Origin of the sequence: Veillonella magna (genome assembly GCF_959600285.1) — a bacterium.
Classification (GTDB): Bacteria; Bacillota; Negativicutes; order Veillonellales; family Veillonellaceae; genus Veillonella_A; species Veillonella_A magna.
Map to the genome: position 1 here is coordinate 65,286 of NZ_CAUGKU010000009.1, position 25,115 is coordinate 90,400.

The 25,115-nt window shown below is 46.6% G+C and carries 22 protein-coding genes; all 22 read left to right on the forward strand.

Annotated elements, in window-relative coordinates:
• Positions 1–57: 57 nt before the first annotated feature.
• The 22 genes from Q5873_RS06480 (at position 58) to Q5873_RS06585 (ending at position 25,095) form a co-directional block, all read left to right on the forward strand.
• On the forward strand, positions 58–4,341 hold the full coding sequence (locus Q5873_RS06480; RefSeq protein WP_303059957.1) for a translocation/assembly module TamB domain-containing protein: 4,284 nt from the start codon (positions 58–60) through the stop codon (positions 4,339–4,341).
• Complete coding sequence (locus Q5873_RS06485) at positions 4,341–4,988, forward strand: sigma-70 family RNA polymerase sigma factor (RefSeq protein ID WP_303059959.1); 648 nt, start codon at positions 4,341–4,343, stop codon at positions 4,986–4,988. Before Q5873_RS06480 ends, Q5873_RS06485 begins: the two co-directional genes overlap by 1 nt.
• Positions 4,989–5,127: 139 nt before the next feature.
• The gene (locus tag Q5873_RS06490) at positions 5,128–5,691 is read left to right on the forward strand and encodes a hypothetical protein (RefSeq protein WP_303059961.1); all 564 of its coding nucleotides are present in this window, start codon (positions 5,128–5,130) and stop codon (positions 5,689–5,691) included.
• A gap of 35 nt (positions 5,692–5,726) precedes the next feature.
• Positions 5,727–7,871 (forward strand): BamA/OMP85 family outer membrane protein, encoded by a 2,145-nt coding sequence (locus tag Q5873_RS06495; RefSeq protein ID WP_303059963.1) that lies wholly within the window; start codon positions 5,727–5,729, stop codon positions 7,869–7,871.
• Between the two features lie 38 nt (positions 7,872–7,909).
• Positions 7,910–9,145, forward strand: a complete 1,236-nt coding sequence (locus tag Q5873_RS06500) for a hypothetical protein (protein ID WP_303059965.1) — start codon at positions 7,910–7,912, stop codon at positions 9,143–9,145.
• A 23-nt stretch (positions 9,146–9,168) separates the two neighbouring features.
• The gene (locus Q5873_RS06505) at positions 9,169–9,687 is read left to right on the forward strand and encodes an OmpH/Skp family outer membrane protein (protein WP_303059967.1); all 519 of its coding nucleotides are present in this window, start codon (positions 9,169–9,171) and stop codon (positions 9,685–9,687) included.
• Positions 9,688–9,745: 58 nt separating this feature from the next.
• Positions 9,746–10,717: a hypothetical protein gene (locus Q5873_RS06510; protein ID WP_303059968.1), complete on the forward strand. Its 972-nt coding sequence runs from the start codon at positions 9,746–9,748 to the stop codon at positions 10,715–10,717.
• Positions 10,718–10,732: 15 nt separating this feature from the next.
• Positions 10,733–11,248 carry an OmpH/Skp family outer membrane protein gene (locus Q5873_RS06515; protein WP_288191028.1) on the forward strand — a complete coding sequence of 172 codons (516 nt, stop codon included), beginning with the start codon at positions 10,733–10,735 and terminating at the stop codon, positions 11,246–11,248.
• 31 nt (positions 11,249–11,279) lie between these two features.
• Positions 11,280–12,311: a UDP-3-O-(3-hydroxymyristoyl)glucosamine N-acyltransferase gene (gene lpxD / locus Q5873_RS06520; protein WP_303059971.1), complete on the forward strand. Its 1,032-nt coding sequence runs from the start codon at positions 11,280–11,282 to the stop codon at positions 12,309–12,311.
• 7 nt (positions 12,312–12,318) lie between these two features.
• Positions 12,319–13,221, forward strand: coding sequence for a lysophospholipid acyltransferase family protein (locus Q5873_RS06525; RefSeq protein WP_205087878.1), 903 nt, complete (start codon positions 12,319–12,321; stop codon positions 13,219–13,221).
• A gap of 176 nt (positions 13,222–13,397) precedes the next feature.
• On the forward strand, positions 13,398–14,231 hold the full coding sequence (gene lpxC, locus Q5873_RS06530) for a UDP-3-O-acyl-N-acetylglucosamine deacetylase (protein ID WP_303059973.1): 834 nt from the start codon (positions 13,398–13,400) through the stop codon (positions 14,229–14,231).
• A 4-nt stretch (positions 14,232–14,235) separates the two neighbouring features.
• Complete coding sequence (gene fabZ, locus Q5873_RS06535) at positions 14,236–14,676, forward strand: 3-hydroxyacyl-ACP dehydratase FabZ (protein ID WP_028255048.1); 441 nt, start codon at positions 14,236–14,238, stop codon at positions 14,674–14,676.
• Between the two features lie 171 nt (positions 14,677–14,847).
• On the forward strand, positions 14,848–15,660 hold the full coding sequence (gene lpxA, locus Q5873_RS06540; protein ID WP_028255049.1) for an acyl-ACP--UDP-N-acetylglucosamine O-acyltransferase: 813 nt from the start codon (positions 14,848–14,850) through the stop codon (positions 15,658–15,660).
• A 190-nt stretch (positions 15,661–15,850) separates the two neighbouring features.
• The gene (locus Q5873_RS06545; RefSeq protein ID WP_028255050.1) at positions 15,851–16,672 is read left to right on the forward strand and encodes an LpxI family protein; all 822 of its coding nucleotides are present in this window, start codon (positions 15,851–15,853) and stop codon (positions 16,670–16,672) included.
• A gap of 3 nt (positions 16,673–16,675) precedes the next feature.
• Positions 16,676–17,812: a lipid-A-disaccharide synthase gene (gene lpxB, locus Q5873_RS06550; RefSeq protein ID WP_303059977.1), complete on the forward strand. Its 1,137-nt coding sequence runs from the start codon at positions 16,676–16,678 to the stop codon at positions 17,810–17,812.
• A complete protein-coding gene (msbA, locus tag Q5873_RS06555) occupies positions 17,813–19,540 on the forward strand; it encodes a lipid A export permease/ATP-binding protein MsbA (protein WP_288300604.1) in 1,728 nt (575 codons plus the stop codon).
• Between the two features lie 5 nt (positions 19,541–19,545).
• Positions 19,546–20,850, forward strand: coding sequence for a 3-deoxy-D-manno-octulosonic acid transferase (locus Q5873_RS06560; protein WP_028255053.1), 1,305 nt, complete (start codon positions 19,546–19,548; stop codon positions 20,848–20,850).
• Between the two features lie 28 nt (positions 20,851–20,878).
• Complete coding sequence (lpxK, locus tag Q5873_RS06565; RefSeq protein ID WP_303059979.1) at positions 20,879–22,009, forward strand: tetraacyldisaccharide 4'-kinase; 1,131 nt, start codon at positions 20,879–20,881, stop codon at positions 22,007–22,009.
• Complete coding sequence (gene kdsB, locus Q5873_RS06570) at positions 22,009–22,740, forward strand: 3-deoxy-manno-octulosonate cytidylyltransferase (protein ID WP_303059980.1); 732 nt, start codon at positions 22,009–22,011, stop codon at positions 22,738–22,740. The genes lpxK and kdsB overlap by 1 nt, the downstream gene beginning before the upstream one ends.
• A 28-nt stretch (positions 22,741–22,768) precedes the next feature.
• Complete coding sequence (kdsA, locus tag Q5873_RS06575; protein WP_303059982.1) at positions 22,769–23,587, forward strand: 3-deoxy-8-phosphooctulonate synthase; 819 nt, start codon at positions 22,769–22,771, stop codon at positions 23,585–23,587.
• Positions 23,588–23,602: 15 nt separating this feature from the next.
• Complete coding sequence (locus tag Q5873_RS06580; RefSeq protein WP_205087871.1) at positions 23,603–24,574, forward strand: KpsF/GutQ family sugar-phosphate isomerase; 972 nt, start codon at positions 23,603–23,605, stop codon at positions 24,572–24,574.
• Positions 24,571–25,095, forward strand: a complete 525-nt coding sequence (locus Q5873_RS06585) for a KdsC family phosphatase (protein WP_303059984.1) — start codon at positions 24,571–24,573, stop codon at positions 25,093–25,095. The genes Q5873_RS06580 and Q5873_RS06585 overlap by 4 nt, the downstream gene beginning before the upstream one ends.
• The last annotated feature ends 20 nt before the right edge of the window (positions 25,096–25,115 follow it).

Consider the following 25,115-nt stretch of genomic DNA (forward strand, 5'->3'; position numbering starts at 1 on the left):
TCAAGAGCATAGACTCCAGAGGAGGAGACCTTTTTTTATAGTAAGTGAGGTTAGCGGATGAGCAAGAAAAAACGAATCAGCTTGGCCCTGTTGGCAGCCGCCGCACTAACTATCGGAGGCGGTCAGCTACTGAGGCCGGTAGGTGAAACGTATTTAAAGCCGATGATAGAAGAACAATTAAATACAGCTATTAATGGTACGGCGACATATGATTCGTTGGCTATCCAATGGAATGGTACGGTGAAGCTTACCGGTGTAGAAGTGAAGGACAGGAAGCAACAGTCGATTGTGCAGGTACCGTCAATCACTGTGTCCGTATCACCTTGGAAGGCCGTTTCTATGCTTTGGACCGGAGCACCGGCCGCATCGCTTATCAGTGATGTTACGGTAGCTGATGCTAAGCTGCGCATCGTTCAAGAAAGTGAAACGGAATGGAACATCTTGTCGTTAATTCGCTCGGACAAGGAAAGCTCTTCTATGGATTACAGAGGAACGGTGACGGTTAAAAACAGTGAAGTGGATTTACGGCTGGCCAATGGTCGCGAACTTCCTATCAAAGAGATTAATGGTGCCGTCGATTTTGGTGAGTATCCGACAATGAAGGCCGGGATCAGTGCTGTTGCGGATGGACAAAAAGTAAATTTACGAGGCTCCTATACAGCAAATGAAGCGGCTGACTTCTCGTTGTACATCGATGCACCGAGCATTGCGCTTTCTTATGTAAATGATGTGTTGCCCGCTTCCTTGCAAGGCAAGCTTACAGACGGGAAGGCCACCGATATAGCAGCTACCGTACGTCGTGAAGACGGTGTGTATCGCTACAGTGGAGGGCTTACCATTAAGGATGTGGCTATTGATTACGATAGCTATCAACTACGCAATGGCAATGCGCGAATTATGCTTGATGGCGATACCGTCACGATTGCCAACGGTAGGATGGCCGTTAATGATCAGCAGTTGTTTGCCAATGGGGTCATTACGCTGGAGGGCAATACGCCTCGTTTTAATTTGCGTGTACAAGGACATGAGCTTGATGTGGCAGCCTTGGCCAATATAGGTGTCACCGGTCGCGTCGGTGGCGAGGTATATGTGCGAGGAACAACGGAAGCACCTGACATATACGGGCGCGTAACAGGACGAAATATCGGTTACGATGGATACACGATTACCGAAGTCGGTGCAGATATTTCGTACAAGAATGGCTTAGTTAAGGCCGAAGAATTTGATGCGGATATCAATGATGGTCATGTTACTGGACAGGCGTTATATGATACGACGGATACAAGTTTTGAAGTGCGCGCCAATGCAGTGGCATTGCCGATAGGTATACTCAGTGATGTGATCGGACAACCGGTGTATGGCACCGTGTCAGGCGGTGTGTATGCGAAAGGGCAACATGCGGATATTACCGCTATGAAGGCTACCTTGCACGGCGAACATGTCGGAACGGGAGAATTGCAATTTGATACGGCCGATGTGCAGGTATCAGGCGGGCAAGGGAATTACATCATTACCTATGCCAATGCTACCTTAGGTGAAGGGGCACTGACTGCTTATGGTACGATTAACGGTAGGAAGCTTGCTATTCACGCTAATGGATCGGAATTGCCGTTAGCCGCCTTGTCCGGCTATGTGGGTAAGCCTCTGAAAGGACGCGTCGGCGTATATGCGGACATTACCGGCACGATGGATAATCCTACGGCGCACGGGCATATGGCCGTGCATGATATTTCCGCGGCCGGCATGGACTTTAGCAGTGCCTATGCTGTATTCGATTTGAAAAATCAGCGAGTAACAGTATCGCCTATAGCGCTACAAACTTCGGACGGTGGTGCTTACGTAGGTAACGGCTATATTGATTTAACCGGTGACAAAGCAATGGACATGATCGTGGAAACGAAAAAGACACGTATCGAAAAAGTGGCCAAGGCAGTAACGGATGTACCTGTTACGGGATGGGTGACGGCGAAAACCCACATAACGGGGACAATGGCTTCGCCTGTAGTACGCGGCTATGTTCACGCTTGGGACGGATCGATATACGGCAAGCTCTTTACGGATATAAAATTTGCTTACGGTTACGGCCCGCAAGGCGTGCGTATTCATCGCTTTAATGCATCTGCTTACGGTGCTACCATCACCGGTGAAGGTACAGTAAAAGGCAATGCCTTGGATTTTAATTTCTTAGGAGAAACCATTTGGCTCGAACCGTGGTTAAAAGAGTATGCTGATGTACGCGGATACATGACGGCGGAAGGTCATATCGGCGGTACGCTGCAGCATCCGGTATTCCAAGGAAACATAGGTGCCGAACAGGTGGCCATTAACGGCACGCCGGTGACGAATGTGCATGGCGCTATTTATGCAGATCCGACGGTAGTGAATTTTAACGAGGTATCGTTGGATGCCGGTGATGGCGGGCACTTTATGGTTAAAGGCGGCATGTCACTTACCGGCGAGCATCGTCTCTTTGGCTATGCAACGGTAGAAAACAGTAACATTGCCGATTTAGCCAAGCTGATGAAGGCGCCCCTACATAAGACGACGGGATTCTTGCATGGCCGCGTAGATTTTGGCGGTACGATTAAGAATCCGGATATTACCGTTAAAGGATCGGTCAAGGATATTACCGTAGCGGATACGGTGCTGGGAACAGCGGATTTGGATCTGTCATTGCAAGATCGCCAGATAGCCATTAATACGCTTCGCATTCCGGTGCTCAACGGCGTGTTGGCAGCACAGGGCAAGGCCAATCTTGACGGCGAGGCAGATATACAAATTGCCGCAAGCAATGTGCCAATCGAAGCGGTAACGCCGGTGACTGGCCAAAATATTCCTTTGCAAGGTAATTTAAATTTCATTGCTAACGTAACCGGTGAAACGCGAAATCCTAAAGTGGAATTGTCGACGGATGTAACCAATGCTGTTATTAACGGGGTAACCGTAGATCGGACGTATGCATTGGCGACGATGGAAAATAAAACAATTCATATTCAGCAGTTGGTAGGACAGCGCGGTGAATATAAGGTTCGGTTAAGCGGGGATGTACCGCTGGCTGCCTTTTATACATCCGGCTATTTACCGCCGGGTGACAGTAATGCCATGAATCTTACCTTGGATATGAGCGAAGCGGATTTAGCAGTTTTACCGATGATGAGCTCCGCCATCAGTGAAGGGGTAGGCCCTATCAAAGGAAAGCTGGCTATAACCGGTAGCTATGAACAGCCGGAAGTAAAAGGTTCGATCGGTGTGAAGGATGGCTTGGTGCGCATCAAAGGTGTGAAGAAACCGTTGGAAGCGATTAATGCCGTTCTGCGATTTAACGGTCATGCAGCGGAGCTTACGGGATCGGCCACCATGGGTAAAGGATCTATGGGGCTATCCGGTGAATTGGCTTGGCAAGGGACTTCGATTAATCACTACTACGGCTTGGCACAGTTTAATGGTCTGGACGTAGAGCACGATTATTTCAAAGGACCTTTGAATGGTGAAATCGGTATTGCCGAAGCTAATGGTATGCCTACCGTTATAGGGCATGTAGATTTAGAAAATACGACCATGGCCATTCCGCTGGATTTAACTTCCAGCGAAGGGGGCAATCCGTTTGGCTTGGATCTCACTATCAATGTGGGTAAAAAGGTACAGCTCTATTCGTCGGGGCTCTACGATTTGCGCATCGGCGGCGGTGCTCATATCGGCGGAACAACGGCGTCACCGGATATTGATGGCAGTTTTGAAGTTATCAACGGCACCGTGAAATATTTGAATAATCGATTTAATATCATGGAAGGCAAAGCAACATTTATTCCGGGTAGCTTCTTGCCGAATTTACAGGTGAAGGCATTCGCCAATGTACAGAACTACCGTATTCTGTTACAGGTAGAAGGTCCGGCTACGGAAATGAAGTTGAAATTAGCATCGGAACCGCGCCTGGAAGAACGACAAATTATTTCTCTCTTAACATTTGGTTACAGCGGCGGCAACAATAGCAGCATTAATTCCGATGATGCCAATGCGTTGCTTGCAGCCGGTCTTCGATCGGTGGCGCTGGGCTATGTGGAAGGCGCCGTACGCAATACCTTGGGATTGGATTTAGTTAATATCACTACCGGTTCATTAGATCCTAACGAGCCGACGAATAAGGAAACAAACGGATATTACAATATAGAAATCGGCAAGTATTTATTGCCTAATGTAATGGTAACGGTTAGTCGCGGCATTAATAACGATTTGACATCGTACGGTATACGATACGATATTAATCGTAGCTTTAGCTTGAACGGCTGGCATAATAGTAATTCGCACTCCTATTTTGGCGGAGCATGGCGATATGAGTTCTAATGGAGGATGGTAATGTGCTCAGTGATTATATGAAAGAACTGGAAAAAATAAAATTACTGACTCCGGAAGAGGAGCATGAGCTTTGGCGGCGGTATCATGAAGAGGGCGATGAAGAGGCGCGGATGAGTATCATCGAACATTACCAACCGTTAGTATTTCGCGAGGCCATGGAGTATCGTCATATGGTGGCGGATGTAATGGACTGTGTACAGGAAGGTACGGTAGGTTTGATGGAGGCCATAGAGAGGTATGATGTGACAAAGGGCGTTGCGTTTTCGCTCTATGCAGTGCATCGCATACGAGGGCGCATTGTGGATTTTCTTCGCAAAGAAGGTCGTTCCGGTGTTGTGCTCGGCGGGTCGCCGGATGAAGAGGAATATTGGTGGGAACGCCTTCCCGATGAGGGACCTTCTACGGAAGCAACCGTTGAGGAGCGCGCCTACCAAGGCCTTGTTACGGAAGCGCTGGCCAAGCTTCCCGCGCAAGAACGTCGTGTCATGGAAGAAATTTACATGGCGGACAGAGCCGTAGGAGAGGTTGCCGGAGATATGGAGACCAGTCATAGTTATATTTATCGCCTTCATCGGCAAGGAATAAAACGATTGCGCGGTATATTATCTCGTACACGAAAAGCATGGCGTGAATAATCGGCGAAAATAGGTGAAATTAAAAGAAATACTTAATGTAATGTGTATCATATGCTATAATGATAAAGATTTAATACTAAATTCGTTGTTCAAAAAAGGAGAGCTTCCTACGATTGTATAAGCAAGAAGGGAGGCACCTATGAAGAGTACTGAAAGACCTATTGAAAAACGAATTCACACGGCTAAGTCGTGGCTTGATAAGGCTGAACGGTCATATGCGGATGATTCTTCCATGAAGGGTGAATTGCAGCTGATGTTGGCTAAAGCAGAGTTGCAGCATTTGAGTGAGAAGAAACGATCACCGTATATGCGTTTATCGAAATGGACCATAGCAGTCGGTGTGTGCTTACTCATCATAGGAGGCACCTGGACGATACGATTCGTCGAATCGGAGACAGCGGCGGAATCTAAACCGCCGACAGCATCGACAGTGACTGAACAAAGGTCGCCGGTTGTTGTGGAGAAACCGATACAAAAGGAGGTTGAAGACAAGGGTACTGCAACCGATGAGAGAGCAGTACACTCTTCCGTAGAACAAGCGGTTCAGGAAAAAACAGAGCGCAATGATGCGGTAGCCGAACCGGTGCAACCGGTTGTAGTAGACGATTCATTGCCGCATAGGGCGGAACGTGCTCAGACCGTGAGTACGGCACAAATTAAGCAAGCTATCCGCGAAGGTGAACGAAGCTTGCGCGGTAAGTAACCAATAAAACGACATTTAGTTTGGGAGGATGGAGAATGAAACGAAGCAGAGCCTACAAGAAATTTTTAGCGGTCGCTGTATTGACGGCCATGGGCAGTACGAGCGTATGGGCTGCCGATGCACAAACGCAAACGAATGCAGTGCCGGATTTGACCACGCAAAATACAGCGGTTAGCGAAGCGCAGGCCCAGCAGACAAAAGAAATGACGCCGAAGGAAAAAGCGGCGGCCGAACGTGATGCACAAGCGGCAGAAGCCATTGCGCGTGCACGCGGCGGTATAGAAGAAGCGGCTAAGGCCGATGAGAAAGCAGCTACACAAAAACGATTGGATAACTCCTCCTTGGCAACTAAAGATAAGGCCGTATTAACGGTAGCTAAGGGCGAAGGCGCCAAATTGGAAGAACAGCAGGCAGCCGGTGTGCAGACGGAAATTGCTACGCCGGAAGCCAGATACTACTCGGCAGTACAGGATAGTGACATTGCTCCGTTTGTAGGACAGACTGTGTCGGGTATTGCTATCGAAGGCATTCCGGCAGAAGCACAGGAACAATATAGCCAGGTATTGGTGACAAAAATCGGTGACACTTTAACGGCAGACGGCGTTAAAGCGGATATTGCGGCTATCGGTGGTACCGGCGTATTTTCCGAAGTAAATCCGGTGTTTACAAAGGTGCCGGAAGGCGTGAAGGTTGCTTATAAGGTAACGGTGAACCCGGTAATCAAGAAGATTAATTTTGAAGGTAACACGGTGTACTCCACGGAATCTTTGGTGGACTATCTTCATGTACAGCCCGGAACCGTATTGAATACGGTAGCCGTCGGTGAACGCATTCAAGGGATTAACGCGGCTTACCAGCGCGATGGCTATATGTTGGCACGGGTAAAGGATATTGCTGTTGCTGAAGATGGTACGTTGACGGTGTATATCACGGAAGGTATTGTTGACGACATTACGGTTCACGGTAATAAGAAGACGAAGGATTATGTAATTCTTCGTGAAATGAATCAGAAGAAAGGTCAGCCGTTTAATAAATTCCTCGTACGTCGTTCGGTAGAGAAAGTATATAACTTAGGCTTCTTCGATGATGTTAACGTACGCCTTTTGGAAGGTAAAACGCCGGATAGTGTTGTTATTGAAGTCGATGTGCTGGAACATAAGACGGGGACAATTACTTTGGGTGCCGGTTATTCCGATTCCGATGGTGTGATTGGTATCGTCGAACTCGGTGAAGATAATCTGCGCGGTACCGGTGATAAGATTAAGGTACACTGGGAAATCGGTGGTACGGCGAAGTATAAAAACTATTCCGTATCGTATTTGCGTCCGTGGATTGATGATAAAGCCACTTCGTTGGGCGTAAGTATTTTTGACCGCGAAGACTCTTACACAGATTATGATGCCCATGGTAATGATGTGTCGGAATACGTAAAAGGACAGAAAGGGTTTAATGTTTCCTTAGGTCGCCAAACCGGTGAATATACCCGTGATTATGTAACTATGGAAACCCGCAAAGATGAATGGAAGTATGACGAAGATGAAATGAGCGGTTTCCGTTATGATTTGGATGGTGATTATGGTCCTAACCAAGGGCATAATTTTGCGACAGATCATTACATTGACAATAACTTCGGTCGTACCAACAGTATCGCATGGCAGAAGACCTACGATTCCCGCGATAATGTATACGATCCGACGCGTGGTAAACGAATCTCCTCCACTGTCCAGTGGGCAGGTCACGGCCTTGGCGGTGACTTTGACTTCTACAAATTTACCGGTGAATATCGTAGCTACAAAAAAGTGGGCAGCAAACAGGTATTGGCATTCCGTGCTCGCGTAGGTTGGGCGCAGGGTGATGTGCCGTATAGCATGCTGTACACATTAGGTGGTGCTGATAGCCTTCGTGGATATGAAGATGATCAGTTCCGCGGCAAGAAGATGTACAGCGCTAGCTTGGAATACCGCTTCCCGATTTGGAATAAAGTATCCGGCGTAGTATTCACCGATGTGGGTGATGCTTGGGATGCACCGCATGTAACCTGGTATGATGATGATAAATCGTTTAATGCTTCGGTGGGTGCCGGTATTCGCGTAACTACACCTATCGGACCGATTCGTCTCGACTATGGTATCGGTAAGGATGATAAAAAATTCCACTTTAGCTTTGGTGGACAATTCTAAGTATGAAAATAAAGGCATTATGTATAGGAGTGGCGGCTATGTGTATAGCCGCCATACCCACGTACACGATGGCCGAAACTATACATCGCGTTCATGTTACTATAGAACCGGCGGGAGGCAGCATACCCTCCGGGGTCATGAAGCGTATGCAAGCAGGAATTCAAGCGGCGGCCGAACATATTTATGTGGGGAAAGATAGCAATGCGATTACGTCTCAGTCGCAGTCATACAGGCAAATTACAACAGACATTGTGGATCGCATATTGTACGGATATAATGTGCGGCAGCTGACCGTGGCACCCGGGTCGACAACTGAGTTACATTTGCGTCTTGCTCCGTATGGAAATACGGTTACGTCGGTTACAACGACCGTCGAATATGGTACGCTTTCATCGGAAGCGAGGCAGCTGGTGAAGCGTGATATGGATGGTATTGATGCGCGGGCTGAGCAATTATTGCTCGGTTTGCCGTTGGATTCGCTGGACTGGGCATCGACAGTGGCGCAGCAGACAATACGTGATGAATTAGCCGGTCGATTACCGGAATTTGCCGTGCAAACGGTAGTGCATCCCGGTGTAGAGACGCAGGTAACGATATATGTGATTCCGCAAGGGGCAGCCGTGCGGAAAGGTCATGCTGAAGTTGTGTCAAATACATTGCCGGCGGCGGTGTTTTGGTCTACTAAGCGTGAGTTTGATCAATATGCGGAAGCGATGGTAGGTATGCCGGTAGCATTTGTTGCCCGTCATGTACCGGATATAAACGAAGAGCTGCAGATGAAATTAAATCGTAGTCGGGCAGTGACACAGTTCGGTATTTCCATGACACCGAAGGTGCAAGCCGGCGAGGATGTAACGGTAGTAATCACTGCGGACTCATCGCGGTATATTGCCCGCGGTGAAGCCTATCTCGATGCGGGCAGAAGTGAGAAAAATGTAGGGCTTCGCCTATATGCCGGTGTGCGACAAGGCAAAGGCAGTTGGTATATGGAGGCCGACTTTTATCCGGAGGATTACAGTTGGGACATCTTCCCTTCATATAAATATGCTATAACTGAAGACACAGCTCTTACGTATCAGTATAATATAAGTGATAGTGCGGGCCGTTTGCGTTTGGATCAAGCGCTGGGCGGACGTTGGAACGCGCGTCTGCAACACGATTTTAAGCCGAATCGCAATGAGCTGGGCGTGTCCTATGATGTGCACAGCTATTTAACGCTTGAATACGTATGGGCAGAGCATGACAATTGGCTTCGTGTTATCGGCCGTATATAACAAAGAAAGAAGGTAGTTTTCCTATGATGCGTTTAATTAACAACAAGAAAAATGTAAAAATTGTTTCCTTTTTGGTAGCCTTGATTTTCGTGCTTGGCGTCGGTGCCCTGGCGTATACGCAAATGGCTACGCCTTCAATGGCAGCTGACACCAGCAATATTGGTGTTGTGGATACGTCGCGTCTGTTGAACGGCAATTCTCCGGTAGTCGCAGAAGCTACCAAACAGATGGATGCATACAAGCAAGAACTAAATACGCAGTTCCAAAAAGAATCGGCCAATATGGATGATCAGCAAAAAGCAAAATTAGCATCTGAGTATCAGGGCAAAATGCAGAATAAAATGATGGAATTGCAAAAAGGCATTCAGACTAAGGTGTCCGAGGCGGCTAAATCGGTAGGCGATGCTAAGGGACTTACCGTGGTTATGGATAAGAACAGCGTATTGTATGGTGGTGTAGATATTACGGAACAGGTGCAGAAAAAACTGGAAAGCAGCTCCGGTAATGCATCCGATACTACCGACAAGAGTGATGCGAAATAATAGACTGACCACATACAGCAATCGTGAGTAACAGGCCTACGGCCGGGTAGGAGATAGTATGAACTTAAAACAACGATGGTTGCTGTTGGGACTGGTAGTGGTATTGGCTTTAGTGGCGGCCATGGCTATTTACGGCTTTTTAGGAAAAAAGCAAGTAAATGATGCAAAGCCGGTGGTTGTCGGTGTAGTTAAGCTGGATAAGGTGGTCCCGCTGCATCCTTCTTATGCGCAGTATGAAGCGTTAAAAAATGAATACAGTAAAATCGAAGCGGAATACAAGGCGCAGCAGCAGGGGCTGACCGATAAAGCACAGGAGCAGGCGTTGGCATTGCGAAATATCGGAAGCGATCAAGCGCTGACCGACTCTTTGAATACTGAATTGGCAGCAAAAATTGAGGCCAAACAGGAAGCGCTTAATATGAAGCTGGCACACAAACGACGTGAGCTTTTGGAAGCGTACCAAAAGGAAATGAAGGTAGCGCCCAATGAAGTTGATTTGCGGATTGTTAATTTACAGTTGGAATTGACTACATTAACAAAAGCGCCGACGGTGAATGAGGAACAAGCAGCGGCGCAAGATGCGGCGATTGCCGCCAAACAGGCGGAGCTTGATCGATTGTTGGCGGAGCGAAAGATAGCACCTAACGCAGCGATTAACGAGTTGGAGGCGCGAGTGAATGCGGCCCTCAAGCCACTTCATGATGAAGGGCAAAAAGAATTGGAAGCGTACGCAAAGTCACTGCATGAAGAGTTGGCAAAGCGTCGTCAATCTATGATTCAAGAAAAAGCCGATGCCTATATGCAGCAGAATGCATTGCCCGATCCGGTGGCTTGGAATACAGAATGGCAAACTCGTTTGGATAGACAAAAGGAAGCCGTAGATGCGATGCATGAGGCGATTCTGGAAGATATCAGAACTCGGGCGGCGGTAGTAGCCGAGTCACGTGGATTAACACTGGTAGTCACAAATGAGGTTAGCAATATTAAAGGCGTAGATATTACGGATGCGATTATCGCATCCTATGAATAAAAGGAGTAAGACAGAATGACACAACGAACGAAACGAATGTTAGCTACAGCTATGATGGTACTTTCTTTAGGATTGGTAGCCGGATGCGGAGCACAGGAACAAATCGGCTATGTAGATATGCAGACATTGATGACACAAAGTCAGAAAGGTCATGATGCGGAAGCTAAAATCAAAGCGAAGTATGAAGAAATTTCACAGCGCTTGGCACAGGCACAGCAATCTCAGTCAGCAGAAGAATTCGCCCAGACACAGATGAAGGCTAAACAAGAATTTGATATTTACCAGCAGGCTATGGGTAAAGAGTTCCGTACGTTTGTGGACAGTAATTTAAATGCCTTGGCAAAAGAAAAAGGTATGACCGCAGTCATGGAAAAGGGTGCAATTATGAGCGGTGGCACTGACTTGACCAATGAATTGTTGGAAAAAATGGGTAAAGTAAAGACTGACGATGGACAGAAGGCAGACGGCGATGCTCAGAAACAAGCAGATAGCAATGGGCAAAGTGGTAATGCAGATAATGCGCAGAAATAATAAGCAGTAGAATCGAAGGGAGACTTTCAGGGTGAAATACACGGTAGAAGAACTGGCAAAGGCGGTTCACGGATCCGTCATCGGTGATGGAGCTAAGGTGATTGAAGAGACGCGCAGCCTGGATCAAGGCGCGCCGCAGGCGATTTCTTTCGCCATTGGAGAGTATTGTGAATTTGTGCCACAGGCAAAGTCCGGGGCTGTTATAGTAGAGGCACCTGTTGAAGGTGCTCCGATGCCGCTTATCGTGGTGGAAAATGCCAAGGTAGCTTTTGCACAGATTTTGGAGATGTTTCACCCGCCGGTAGTTTTTCCAAAGGGGATTCACGAAACGGCTATTATTGGCAAAAATGTTACCATTGGCGAAAATGTAAGCATCGGGCCTTATTGTGTAGTCTATGATAATGCGATTATTGGCGATAATGTGGTATTGCATCCGTATGTGTATATCGGTCACAACACGCGCATCGGTGATGATACGGTTATTTATACAGGGGCTATCGTACACGAAAACTGCGTCATCGGTAAACGTGTAGTACTGCGTGCAAAAGCGGTTATCGGTGGTGAAGGCTTCGGCTTTGCTACGGAGAATGGTGTCCATACACATATTCCGCAGGTAGGTAATGTTATTTTGGAAGACGATGTGGAAGTAGGATCTTGCTCATGTATCGATAATGCAACGATGGGATCTACCTTGGTGCGTCGCGGTACGAAGATAGATAACTTGGTGCACTTAGGCCACAATGTTGAAATCGGTGAAGATTGCTTCTTGATTGCCCAAGTCGGTATTGCAGGCAGCACGAAGTGCGGTAATCATGTTATTTTTGCGGGGCAAACCGGCTGTACCGGGCATATCACGATCGGTGATAATGTAACCTTTGCCGGCAAGACCGGTATTATCGGTAATGTACCGTCTGACGGATTGTATGCAGGGTACCCGATGAGGCCGCATAAGGAATGGCTTAAGATTGAAGCATATCAATCGAGATTGCCGGATATGGCAAAAACGGTTAAAAAACTGGAAAAAGAAGTGGCACGCTTAAAGGAGCAATTGGAGGGTAAGTAACTGACATATGTATAGGTTTATGAAGCTTTTCAGTGCATTCATATGTATGTTGCCGCATAGCTTGCAGTACGCTATCGGCAGTATAATTGGCGAGCTTGCTTGGCTGCTGCTGCCGCCGAAGCGTCGTCGGTTGGCTATCGGTCAGATATTATTCTGTAAAATCACGGAGGATCCGGCAGAGGCCAAACGCATTGCCAAGAAGAGTACAACTCGTTTTGGTCGCATGATGATCGATGTTTTACGCTACCCGGAAATTAAAGACGGCGCATACAAAGATATGTTTGAAATGGTGGGCCGCGAATATTTGGACGATGCAAAGGCAGACGGTCGCGGTGCTGTGTTGATGGCGATTCACAGTGGTAACTGGGAACTTTTAGGTGGTATTTTAGCATCCGAAGGGTATCCGTTGATCTCTGTAGCGATGAAGCAAAATGGCGATGCGGATCGTTTCATTAATGAATACAGAGAGCTTATGCATCAGCATGTTACCTATAAAACGGGTGTGCGTGAAATGGTTCGGGAACTTCAAAAGGGAAGTATGATTGGCTTGATTATGGACCAGGACCCGGGAGATAAAGGCATCTTAGTACCGTTCTTTGGCTATGAAACATTGACACCGGTCGGTCCGGCTGTGATGGGGCGTATGAAGGATGTGCCGATTATTCCGGTGATGATTCATTACGATGAATACAAGAAGAAACATATTATTACGGTATCGGCACCGTTTTATGCGGAGCATACAGACGATAAAAAAAGAGATACCGCAGTGACGCTGACAAAATTAAATGAATGGATTGAAGATTACATACGTCGCTATCCGGAAGATTGGTTCTGGCTTCACAATCGATGGAAGTGGACGCGCCGCTATTATGCGGACTCTATTGAGGTTCCTCCAGATCCAATGAAATGATAGAGAATGGATGATAGCATTTCCGTTTAACATGTAAAAATATATCGCAGTTCTTAGGGTATAAAAGATAGACCCTGAGGGCTGCGATATTTTTTTCTTGTACAAGACTATGTATATGAGATATAATAGAGAACGAATTATCACATGGATATGAATTCGGAGAAAGGAGGACCCTGATGATACTGCAACAAAAAACCTTGTGCAAGGAGATTCAGTATAAGGGGACCGGCCTTCACAGTGGCCAACCGGTAACGATGACATTAAAGCCGGCTGAAGCCAATACGGGGATAGTGTTTGTGCGAACGGATTTACCGGGTGCTCCCTGCGTAAAAGCAGTAGCAGAGAACGTAACAAATACTATGCGAGCAACAACGCTGGAAAACGGCGATGCCAAAGTAGTAACTGTGGAGCATTTGTTAGCTGCCTTTTATGGGTTGGAAATAGATAACTGTTATGTTGAGCTCGATTCACCGGAACCACCGGTCGGTGATGGTAGTGCAGAAGTTTTTGTAGGTCTGATGAAGGACGCCGGCATCAAAACATTGGATGCAGAGCGAACCTTATATCATGTGAAACAGTCACATGCCGTATATGACAGTGATAAATTTATTGCCATTATGCCTTACGATGGATTGCGCGTTACGTTTACGTCTATTAATCCGCATCCTTTATTGGGAACGCAGCAGGCAGATTTTACGGTGACGCCGGACGTATTTGATACGGAGATTGCATCGGCGCGAACCATCGGTTTTGTTAAAGAAATCGAACAACTGCAGGCGATGGGATTGGCAAAGGGCGGCAATACGGATAATGTATTGGTATATGATGATGAAACTTGCTTGTCCGTGCCACGATTTGATGATGAATTAGTGCGCCATAAAATTCTTGATATCTTGGGGGACTTATTTTTACTGGGACCTATCACTGGTCATATTATTGCTGTAAAGTCTAGTCATGCGCTGAATTCGGCGTTAGCACATAAAATACTGGATGAAATGAAGGAGGACTAATACAATGATTCTGACTGTTGAAGATATTATGGAGATTTTGCCGCATCGTTACCCTATGTTATTGGTGGATCGCATCATTGAATTGGAACCGATGAAACGCGCTGTAGGTATTAAGAACGCAACCTTTAACGAACTGTTTTTCCAAGGTCATTTTCCGGGCAATCCGGTTATGCCTGGTGTATTGCTTACGGAAGCGATTGCGCAGGTAGGCGGCATTGCTCTTCTGTATCCTGAAGAAAACAGAGGAATGACTCCGATGTTTACCGGTATTGATAAGGTACGTTTTCGTCATCCTGTTAAACCGGGTGATACGGTACGTATGGAAGTGGATATCGTTAAGATTAAAGGCCGCATGGGCAAGGTAGAAGGCCGCGCTTATGTAGGCGACAAACTGGTAGCCAGTGGCGAATACATGTTTGCTTTAGTTAAACACGAAGATAAATAAGAAATACGTAGAAATAAAGTACAATATCAGTAAAAGTATATGAATAGACTGAGAATTTGATTATTTTGCGGGGAAATAGCTTAAATTGGAAGTTCACTTTTTATAGCTTTTACACGACTCTATAAACAAGAGTAAAAAGTCGCCGTCTCGGCAGAGTAAGGAGTGACATAGATGATCGTAGTTGGCATGGAAAATGCTACTTCAAATATACATAGCAGTGCCGTAATTCATCCTGATGCCAAGTTGGGAAAAGGCGTTATCGTTGGCCCCGGTGCGGTTATCGGCGAGAATGTGGTAATCGGTGATGGCACAAAGATTGGTGCTAACGCTGTTATCGGCGGGTGGACAACCATCGGTAAGAACTGTGAAATCTATCCGAGTGCTTCCGTTGGGTTGGAGCCACAGGATTTAAAATTTAAAGGTGAAAAGAGCTTTTGTAATATCGGAGACGAAACGGTGATCCGCGAATTTGTTACCATTAGTCGAGCTACCGGCGAAGGTGAGGAAACGCGTATCGGTAACAACTGTCTATTTCAGGCATGTACTCACGTAGCTCATAATTGTATTGTTGGTAATAATGTTATCATGAGTAACTGTGCAGGCTTAGCTGGTCATGTTGTTGTTGAGGATCGTGTTGTCATCGGCGGGATTGCCGGTATTCATCAATTTGTAAAGATTGGTCGCAATGCGATGGTCGGTGGTATGGCAAAGGTTGTGCAGGATATTCCGCCGTATTTGATTGCCGATGGTCAGCCGGCTCGTGTTATCGGGCTCAATTCGGTAGGGCTATCGCGTGCCGGTATTTCCGAAGAAGTACGTCATGAATTGAAAAAAGCATTTCGTATTATTTACCGGTCCGGGTTCAGTTTGTCGCGGGCTATTGAAGAAATGGAACTGCAACTGAATTCATCGGTTGAAATTGAAAATTTATTGCGCTTCTTGCGCAATGCCGATCGCGGTATTATGCGTACGCGTCGCGATTAAACATTAAGGGGCTTAGCCAGTGATTTAATACGTGAATCATTGGTGGTCCCTTTTTTGTTGAACGGTAAGCCAAGGGGAAATATTATTAAAAATTAGATAATTATTTGATATAATAGAGTGTAACGCTTTGTTGCGTATGGAAAGCAATGCGCTTTCATATAATTAGATGATACATGACTGGGAGGCTGAAATGGCAAAAGTTGGTTTGTTGGCAGGGATTGGCAAGCTGCCGGTAGAGTTTATGCGCGCTGCACAAACAGCGGGTTACGAAGTGGTTGTCATTGCCCTGATACCCGATACGGATCCTGCGTTAGCGGAGGAAGCACAGGCGTACTATGAAATCAATGTTGCTAAAGTAAATACCATATTCAAAACACTTCATGCAGAAGGTGTTACGGAAATTACCATGTTGGGGAAAGTAACGAAGGAATTACTTTTTAAAGGACTTCGTATGCCTGACATGCGAGCCATAAAAATTTTAAGCTCTTTGCGTAACCGAAAGGATGACACCATCATGCTGGCTATCGTCGATGAGTTGGCAAAGGAAGGCATTCAGGTAGCTGACCAAACAAAATATATGAAGTCTTTAATGCCGGCACCGGGGGTGTTAACCAAAAAACAGCCTACCGAGGAACAGTTGGCAGATATTCGTTTTGGTTTTGAAGTGGCGAAGCAAATGGGTGGCCTTGATATCGGTCAAACGGTAGTCGTAAAGCATTTGGCGGTTATGGCCATCGAGGCTATTGAAGGTACGGATGCCTGCATTCGCCGCGGCGGTGAGTTAGGACGTGGCGATGCCGTAGTGGTTAAGACGGCGAAGCCTGAGCAAGACGTACGGTTTGATGTACCGGCCGTGGGCCTTCGAACAATTGAATCCATGATTGCCGGAGAATGTAAGGTGCTAGCTATTGAGGCACATCGCACCATCTTTGTAGAACAGGAAGATGTGTTGAAATTAGCCAATCGTAAAGGTATTGTTATTTGTGCCGTTGAAGGGCCGGATGAGGAGTAACGAATGAAGGTAATGTTTTCAGCCGGCGAAGCTTCCGGTGATACGCATGCGGCAAGTGTAGCAAAAGCACTTCGCCAGATCTGTCCCGACGTGACCATGTTCGGCATGGGTGGCGATCTCATGGCAGCACAAGGCGTTGATATTATATATGACATAAAAAATCTCGGCTATATTGGCATTGTAGAGATCGTGAAAGCACTACCGGAATTTTTTAAACTTCGTCGCTTTTTGAAAGAGGCTATGATGCGTGAAAAACCGGATGTTGTGGTTTGCGTTGACTATCCGGGATTTAATATGAAGCTAGCTAAGGTAGCACATGAGCTGGGAATCCCCGTGGTGTACTATATAGCGCCGACAATATGGGCTTGGCATAAAAGTCGCGGCAAGGATATTGCGAAATATGTAAGCAAGGTGGCTTCGATTTTTCCGTTTGAAGCCAAAGCCTATGAAGAGTTCCATGTGCCCGTAGAGTTTGTGGGACATCCCTTAGTGGATATTGTGCAGCCGTCTATGAGCGAAGCGGCAGCTTATGAATACTTTGGCACTGCAGAGGATACATGCAATGTATTGCTTATGCCGGGCAGCCGTAAGCAGGAAGTAATAGGACTGTTGGACATTATGTTGGACGGTGCTTCTCGCTTCTATGCGACGCATAAGAATGCTCGCTTCTTTGTACCGCGGGCGCATACGATTGATAGAGAGCTATTGGAAGAGCGCATCTGTCGATTTGATTTGCCGGTTACAATTACGGAAGGCCATACCTATGACTTAATGGGAATTTGTGATGTATGCTTGGCGGCTTCGGGGACGGCGACTTTGGAAACGGCATTGATGAATGTGCCTACCGTGTTATTGTATCGCTTATCTGCCGTAACCTATGCATTGGCGAAACTGTTGGTATCGATTCCCGATGTAGGACTGCCTAATATCGTGGCCGGTCATCGCGTCATTCCGGAATTGATTCAAGGCGACGTGACAGCCGCTAATGTGCATACCGAGTTGTGTCGCATTGTAGATAATCCCGAAGTCTATTCGACGATGAAAGAAGAACTGCGGCAGGTAAAAGAAGCCCTAGGTGCACCGGGAGCGGTGTTGCGCGTAGCGCAGGTAATTGCGGAAGTTGCTGGCGGAGGACGATAGATGGGTAGCTACAAACGATTATTAACTTATGTACGGCCATATATCGGCCGAATGATTTTTGGACTGGTTTGCATGATTATAGCGGCAGCCGCCTACTTGGTTGTACCTTGGCTTATAAAAAATGTAGTGGATAAGGTATTGGCCGAAAAAAATATGTACATGCTGAATTTAGTGGTCATTTCTATTTTGGTCGTATTTTTGGTTCGCGGATTTGCCACGTATGGACAAACCTATACGATGTCGTATATCGGACAGCGTGTTATTATCGACATTCGCGAAGCTATGTTTAAGCATCTGCAGCGACTGGATCAAGCCTATTATGATAGACGCAAGACAGGCGTCATCATGAGTAACTTGACCAATGATGTGGCGGCGTTGCAATCGGCGATTGTCGACAACTTGGTGTCCTTTATTACCGAAGGGGTTACGCTTATCGGTTCATTGGTGTCTATGTTGTACTTAGACTGGAAGCTCACCTTGGTAACCTTGGTCATCGTGCCGGTAGTGCTGGGAATTATTAATATTTTCGGTAAACGGCTGCGCATAGCAGGTCATGACGTGCAAGGGCGTATAGCGGATATTACCTCCTTACTACAGGAAACCATATCCGGTGCGCGGGTGGTGCGTTCGTTTGCCCGCGAAGGGTATGAGGTGCAGCGTTTCGAACGGGAAAACCAACGTAATTTCCGAGCAGTAATGCGAGCTACGAAGCTTACAAGTCTTCTCAGTCCGTTAGTTGAATTTTCAGCGGCAATAGCCGTTACCGTAATACTTTGGTACGGCGGTTATTCTGTTGTCACCGGTGCTATAACGGCGGGGTCATTGATTGCCTTTTTGATTTATGCTATTAACCTTTCCAATCCGGTAAAGCGATTAAGTCAGGTGTATGGTAATATTCAAAAGGCTATGGCTGCCGGCGATCGCGTATTTGCGATTCTTGATACAAAACCGGAAGTCGTGGAGAAAACCAATGCCATTGTATTACCCGAAGTAGATGGTCGCGTGCGATTTGACCATGTATCATTCAGTTACGACGGTGAGAAAAAAGCGTTGGATGATTTTTCGTTGGATGTTCCGGCCGGTAGAGTGGTGGCCATTGTAGGGCCGTCCGGTGCGGGAAAAACAACGATTGCTAATTTATTGCCCCGTTTCTACGATGCTACAGAAGGTGCGATTACCGTTGATGGCATTGATGTACGGGATGTGACATTCCAATCGCTGCGCGAGCAGATTGGCGTAGTACCGCAAGAAACGATGCTTTTTAATGCAACCATTAAAGATAATATTTTATACGGTCGCTTGGACGGAACGGATGAAGAGGTATATGCAGCGGCAAAGGCCGCCAATGCGTTGGAGTTCATCGAACGATTGCCGGAGGGCATGGACACTTTGGTCGGTGAAAGAGGTAGTTCCTTATCCGGCGGACAAAGACAGCGCATTGCGATTGCCAGAGCTATTTTAAAGAATCCGAAGATTTTGATTTTGGATGAAGCCACTTCGGCACTGGATACGGAAAGTGAAAAGTTGGTGCAAGAGGCATTGGAGCGATTGATGCAGGGACGTACGGCATTCGTTATTGCTCATAGACTCAGCACCATTAAAAATGCCGATCAAATCGTTGTACTCCGTGAAGGTAAGTTGGTAGAGTCCGGTACCCATGACGAATTAGTAGCGGCAGGCGGGTTATACCAACATCTCTATTCTGTTCAATTTGCGAGTAAAGGGTAACGGGAATGTATTGGATATATAATATACTGCTCATTATTTATTGGATCGGTCTGATTCCTGTCATCTTGTATCGACTGACATTCGAAGAAGGCTTTTATGAGCGTATTAAACAAAGTGCCGGTTTTATGCCGGATTCGTTAATGAAGAAAATTGAAGGACGACGCGCTATATGGTTGCATGCTGCTTCTGTGGGAGAAATAGTGGCAACGAGCCCTATCGTCAAGGACATTAAGAAAAAATTCCCGGAAGCCGTTGTTGTTGTTTCGGTGGTTACGGCTACAGGACATGCGATGGCGCATCGGATTATTCCGGAAGCAGAGGGAATTATATTTTTCCCGTTGGATCTACCGTTTTTGACCCGACGTATTCTTGATTTGATAAAGCCGATAACGATTTTACTGGTGGAAACTGAGATTTGGCCAAACTTTTTGCGCATTGCAGAGAAAGAAAAGATTCCGGTAATGATGGTAAACGGACGAATCAGCGATCGCAGTATGCATCGATACATGTTTATCAAATCGTTTACGCGGGAGATGTTGGGATCCATAGAGAAATTTTGTATGCAGTCCAAGATTGACTCGGAATATATTAATATTCTGGGAGCCGATAAGAACCACATCACGGTAACAGGCAATACTAAATATGACCAAACCTACGCGCAGGTAACGAAGGAAGACAAAGAAGCGTTGCAGCACGAATTCGGTTTCGGATGTAACCATCCTATTATCGTGGCCGGCAGTACCCATAAAGGGGAAGAAGAAAGTGTGTTGTCTGCCTTTAAAGTTATTTTAAAGGAATTTCCGGGAGCTCGGCTTCTCATAGCACCGCGTGAAATTATGCGCGGACATGATGTAAAAGAGCTGGCCGAAGCGCAGGGGCTTAAAGCTATCTGTCGCAGTCAGATGACGGAGCCGGTCCATGAAGGCACACCGGTAGTTGTATTGGATACTATCGGTGAGTTAGGTCGGCTGTACAGCTTAGGTGATATTATTTTTGTCGGCGGTTCATTGGTTCGCACCGGCGGTCATAATATTTTGGAACCGGCTGCTCATGGGAAACCGATTTTGGTAGGGCCGCACATGTTCAATTTTAAAGAAATTTATGCGCTGTTAAGCTCTCGCAATGCATGCCGTATGGTAAAAGATAAACGAGAACTGTTAGATGCCATGTTAGAACTGTGTCACAACAAAGAATTGCGTGAAGAAATGAGTCGTAACTGTTTAGAACTGGTACGGGAAAATCGAGGAGCTACACAGCGAAACACGGAAGAGCTGCGTAAGCTTTTTGAGGAGCATCAAATTATTCCATAACAAGAATGTGAATCGGAGGAGGCAACCTATGGAAGGGGAAGCACTATTTAAACAAATTATTAGTGGTAAAAAAAGCGGCCCCTTGGGAGCTTTGGCTCGAGGAAGCTTACTGTTGCTTAGCAAGCTGTATGCCTATGGTGTTAATAAAAGAAATGCCGCATACGATAAGGGGCAAAAGGTAAGCCGTGTAAATGCACCGGTCATCAGTGTAGGGAATATCACCGCCGGCGGAACAGGAAAAACGCCGATGGTAGCCTATTTATGCCGCGAGTTGGAACGGCGCGGATTTCATCCGGCTGTTGTCAGTCGAGGTTATAAAGCAGCAGATAACAAGCAGAGTATGGTAGTAGCACACAATGGTGAATACCGAGTAACGCCGTCTATATCCGGTGATGAGGCTTGGCTGTTGGCTCGGGGACTACAACAAGGTAGCGTTCTTATCGGCCGTTCGCGGGTGACTTCCGCAGAACTGGCCATACGGGAATTACATAGTGACGTTATCGTTATGGATGATGGCTTTCAGCATCGAGCCTTGCATAGAGACGTTGATATTGTCTTGATTGATGCAGCCAATCCGTTCGGCTATGACCATGTATTGCCCAGAGGACTCTTGCGTGAACCGCTTACCGGATTAACGCGGGCCAGCCTGCTTATCTTGACGAAGACAAACCAGGTTTCTCCGTCGACATTAGAAGTGTTGAGAAAACGCTTACAAGAATTGGCTCCTACGATTCCTTTGGCGGAAACCGTGCACAGTCCTGTGGGTGTTTCCGAGCTAGAAGCATGGGCCAAGGGAGAAGCCTTGGTTCCTTTGCAATCATATACAGATAAAAAAGTATGGGCCGTCAGCGGCATCGGTCAGCCGGAATCTTTTGTGAGTACCTTAAAGGAAGCCGGCTATGATGTAATCGGCATGAAGGCCTTTGGCGATCATCATGATTACAGTCGCGATGATGTGTTTCAAGCCGTGACGGAGGCGAAGGCAGCCGGTGCAGAGGCGATAGCTGTGACGGAAAAAGATGCCGTAAAATTAGCAGCCGTACTTTCCGAGTGTAAGACCGAATTACCGATTATCGTATTAGCAATCGGTATACAATTTACAAGCAATGAAAAAGCAGTGCAAGAAGTACTGGACAATATAAAAGGAGCTGACGATTAATGAAGGTTGTATGCGTAATTCCGGCTAGATATGGTTCCACACGATTGCCGGGGAAACCATTGGCAGATATTGCCGGTAAACCTATGATTCAACGGGTTTACGAACGAGTAAGTAAGGCGAAGCGACCGGATGCGGTTATTGTAGCTACCGATGACCGGCGCGTATATGATGCGGTAGTGTCCTTCGGCGGACAGGTGGTTATGACTCGAAACGATCATCCGACGGGTACCGATCGATTGGCGGAAGTCGCGGAAGGATTAGCGGATGTGGATGTCATCATCAATGTACAAGGTGATGAACCCTTAATCGAGCCTACATTAATCGACGAATTAGCCGATTTGTTTGCTGCGGACGATGCGCCGCACATGGCGACGGTAGGTGCTCTTTTGACGGAGGAAGAATATAATGAGCCATCGGCAGTAAAGGTGGTTTGTAATAAAAAAGGGGATGCCATGTATTTTTCTCGTTCCCTTATACCGTATCCGCGACATAATTTTGTTAATAGCCCTCTTAAACATATCGGTATTTACGCATACAGCAAACCTTTTTTGCTACAATACGCAACGATGGAACCTACACCGGCAGAACAGACAGAGTCATTGGAACAGTTACGAGCCTTGGAAAATGGCTATACTATTCGTGTAATTCCTACACAGTCTCGCTTTGTTGGTGTTGATACACCGGAAGATTTAGCATTAGTTAATCGTATTTTTAAAGAACAACAGGTATAATAAATAACGGAAAATGAGGTAGATACGAATGAAAGAAGTGAAAATAGGTAACTTAACGGTAGGCGGTGGCAAAGGACTGTTTTTGTTGGCAGGACCCTGCGTTATCGAGGATCCGGAACGCACATTGATGATTGGTCACCGTACAAAGGAAATTTGTGATCGCCTGGGTATCCCGTATATTTTTAAGGCTTCCTTTGATAAGGCAAACCGTTCCAGCTACAGCTCCTTCCGTGGTCCCGGACTCGAAGAAGGCTTAAAAATTTTGGCGCACATTAAAAAAGAACTTCAGGTCCCGGTAGTCAGTGATATCCATTCGGTGGAACAAATCGAACCGGCTGCAGACGTGTTGGATGTGTTACAAATTCCGGCGTTCTTATGCCGTCAAACTGATTTAGTGTACGGTGCCGCTAAAACAGGAAAATGCGTTAATGTGAAAAAAGGGCAGTTTATGGCACCGAAGGATATGATTAACGTATTAAAGAAGATGGAAGAAGCAGGAAATGAAAACCTTATGCTTACCGAACGCGGTGCAAGCTTTGGTTATAACAACCTAGTGGTAGATATGCGCTCCTTCCCGATTATGCGCGACTTTGGTTATCCGGTTATTTTTGATGCTACCCATAGCGTACAGCTTCCGGGCGGGGCAGGTACAAAATCTTCGGGGCAACGCGAATTTGTTCCCTTCCTTTCCCGTGCAGCGGTAGGTGCCGGTGTGGACGGACTCTTTATGGAGGTTCATGATAATCCGGAAGAAGCGCTGTCCGACGGACCGAATATGGTTCGCCTCGATGATTTGGAAGCAATATTACGTGATTTAAAGGCAATTGATACTATAGTTAAAGGCTAAAAGGAGATTGGCTCCATGAATGTATTAGAACAAGCAGCACAGGTGCTCCATGAAGAAGCACAAGCAATAGAAAAACTCATTGACACGTTGGACAACAGCTTTGTAGAAGCAGTGACGATGATATTGGGCTCTAAAGGTCGTGTAGTGTGTACCGGTATGGGAAAATCCGGACACATCGCCAGAAAAGTATCGGCTACACTGGCAAGTACGGGTACTCCGGCATTATTCTTACATCCCGGTGAAGGTGTGCACGGCGATTTAGGCATGGTAACGAGCGAGGATATCGTGCTTGCTTTTTCTAACAGCGGTGAAACGGCAGAGGTTGTTAGCTTATTGCCGTCGCTTCGTCGCATCGGAGCCAAATTGATTAGTGTAGTAGGAAATCGCAATTCTACCTTGGCTAAAAATTCGGATATTGTTTTGTTAGTCGAAGTTGAAAAGGAAGCCTGTCCTTTAGGTTTGGCTCCGACAACCAGTACAACGGTGGCCTTGGCACTGGGCGATGCCTTGGCTGTATGCTTGTTAGACAGACACCACTTTACGCCGGAGAACTTCGCTGTTTTCCATCCGGGTGGATCCTTGGGGCGTAAATTACTGTTGACCGTAGAAAATATTATGCATAGCGGTGATAATAATCCGGTTGTTCATAAAGGATCTACGGTGCAGGATGCTCTGTTTGTAATGACGGATAAAGGCTTGGGAGCAGCTAATGTTGTGGATGAAGAAGGTCGTCTCATAGGCTTGGTTACTGATGGTGATATACGTCGTGGTCTCGATTCGGGAAGCAATTTCTTGGAATGGCCCGTAGAAGATATGATGACGTCTATGCCGCGTACGATTACCAAGGATAAACTGGCAGCAGAAGCGTTGCATCGTATGGAAAAGAATCAACCGCGCCCGATTACGGTGCTTCCCGTAGTGGACGATGATGGCATGTGCTTAGGCCTTGTACATATTACCGATTTGTTGCGCCGAGGAATCGTATGATGAAAATACAGTGTTTATTATTAGACGTAGATGGTGTATTGACGGATGGAAAATTAATTTATACATCCTCCGGAGAAGAGATGAAAGCCTTTAACGCACAGGATGGCTTGGGACTGGCATTGGCGAGACGCTCCGGTTTGCGCTTGGGGATTATTACGGGACGGACTTCGCCGATGGTGGAGCGCCGAGCAGGAGAACTTAAATTTGATTTTCTCAGAATGGGTAGCAGCAATAAAAGTGAAGCTATCCGTGAATTGATGAAAGAAACCGGTATTGATGCAAGTGCTATCGCCTATATGGGAGACGATCTTAATGATTTGGGAGCGTTTGCCATGGTAGGTCTTGCCATTGCTCCGGCAAATGCCGTGACCGATGTAAAAAATAGAGCCGACTATATTACACAGGCTTCCGGTGGTTGCGGGGCCGTGCGTGAAGCGGTAGAATATATCTTAAAAAGAGAAGGCGTATGGAATCGCCTGGTAGAGGATTATGAACGAGAAATATATGCATATGGACAATAGTGGAAGGAGGTGCGTGCCGC

What these genes read in the sequence shown, in the direction of transcription:
- Q5873_RS06480 (WP_303059957.1), top strand. Translation starts at nt 58, where the DNA reads ATGAGCAAGAAAAAACGAATCAGCTTGGCCCTGTTGGCAGCCGCCGCA.
- Q5873_RS06485 (WP_303059959.1), top strand. Translation starts at nt 4,341, where the DNA reads ATGGAGGATGGTAATGTGCTCAGTGATTATATGAAAGAACTGGAAAAA.
- Q5873_RS06490 (WP_303059961.1), top strand. Translation starts at nt 5,128, where the DNA reads ATGAAGAGTACTGAAAGACCTATTGAAAAACGAATTCACACGGCTAAG.
- Q5873_RS06495 (WP_303059963.1), top strand. Translation starts at nt 5,727, where the DNA reads ATGAAACGAAGCAGAGCCTACAAGAAATTTTTAGCGGTCGCTGTATTG.
- Q5873_RS06500 (WP_303059965.1), top strand. Translation starts at nt 7,910, where the DNA reads ATGTGTATAGCCGCCATACCCACGTACACGATGGCCGAAACTATACAT.
- Q5873_RS06505 (WP_303059967.1), top strand. Translation starts at nt 9,169, where the DNA reads ATGATGCGTTTAATTAACAACAAGAAAAATGTAAAAATTGTTTCCTTT.
- Q5873_RS06510 (WP_303059968.1), top strand. Translation starts at nt 9,746, where the DNA reads ATGAACTTAAAACAACGATGGTTGCTGTTGGGACTGGTAGTGGTATTG.
- Q5873_RS06515 (WP_288191028.1), top strand. Translation starts at nt 10,733, where the DNA reads ATGACACAACGAACGAAACGAATGTTAGCTACAGCTATGATGGTACTT.
- Q5873_RS06525 (WP_205087878.1), top strand. Translation starts at nt 12,319, where the DNA reads ATGTATAGGTTTATGAAGCTTTTCAGTGCATTCATATGTATGTTGCCG.
- lpxC (WP_303059973.1), top strand. Translation starts at nt 13,398, where the DNA reads ATGATACTGCAACAAAAAACCTTGTGCAAGGAGATTCAGTATAAGGGG.
- fabZ (WP_028255048.1), top strand. Translation starts at nt 14,236, where the DNA reads ATGATTCTGACTGTTGAAGATATTATGGAGATTTTGCCGCATCGTTAC.
- lpxA (WP_028255049.1), top strand. Translation starts at nt 14,848, where the DNA reads ATGATCGTAGTTGGCATGGAAAATGCTACTTCAAATATACATAGCAGT.
- Q5873_RS06545 (WP_028255050.1), top strand. Translation starts at nt 15,851, where the DNA reads ATGGCAAAAGTTGGTTTGTTGGCAGGGATTGGCAAGCTGCCGGTAGAG.
- lpxB (WP_303059977.1), top strand. Translation starts at nt 16,676, where the DNA reads ATGAAGGTAATGTTTTCAGCCGGCGAAGCTTCCGGTGATACGCATGCG.
- msbA (WP_288300604.1), top strand. Translation starts at nt 17,813, where the DNA reads ATGGGTAGCTACAAACGATTATTAACTTATGTACGGCCATATATCGGC.
- Q5873_RS06560 (WP_028255053.1), top strand. Translation starts at nt 19,546, where the DNA reads ATGTATTGGATATATAATATACTGCTCATTATTTATTGGATCGGTCTG.
- lpxK (WP_303059979.1), top strand. Translation starts at nt 20,879, where the DNA reads ATGGAAGGGGAAGCACTATTTAAACAAATTATTAGTGGTAAAAAAAGC.
- kdsB (WP_303059980.1), top strand. Translation starts at nt 22,009, where the DNA reads ATGAAGGTTGTATGCGTAATTCCGGCTAGATATGGTTCCACACGATTG.
- kdsA (WP_303059982.1), top strand. Translation starts at nt 22,769, where the DNA reads ATGAAAGAAGTGAAAATAGGTAACTTAACGGTAGGCGGTGGCAAAGGA.
- Q5873_RS06580 (WP_205087871.1), top strand. Translation starts at nt 23,603, where the DNA reads ATGAATGTATTAGAACAAGCAGCACAGGTGCTCCATGAAGAAGCACAA.
- Q5873_RS06585 (WP_303059984.1), top strand. Translation starts at nt 24,571, where the DNA reads ATGATGAAAATACAGTGTTTATTATTAGACGTAGATGGTGTATTGACG.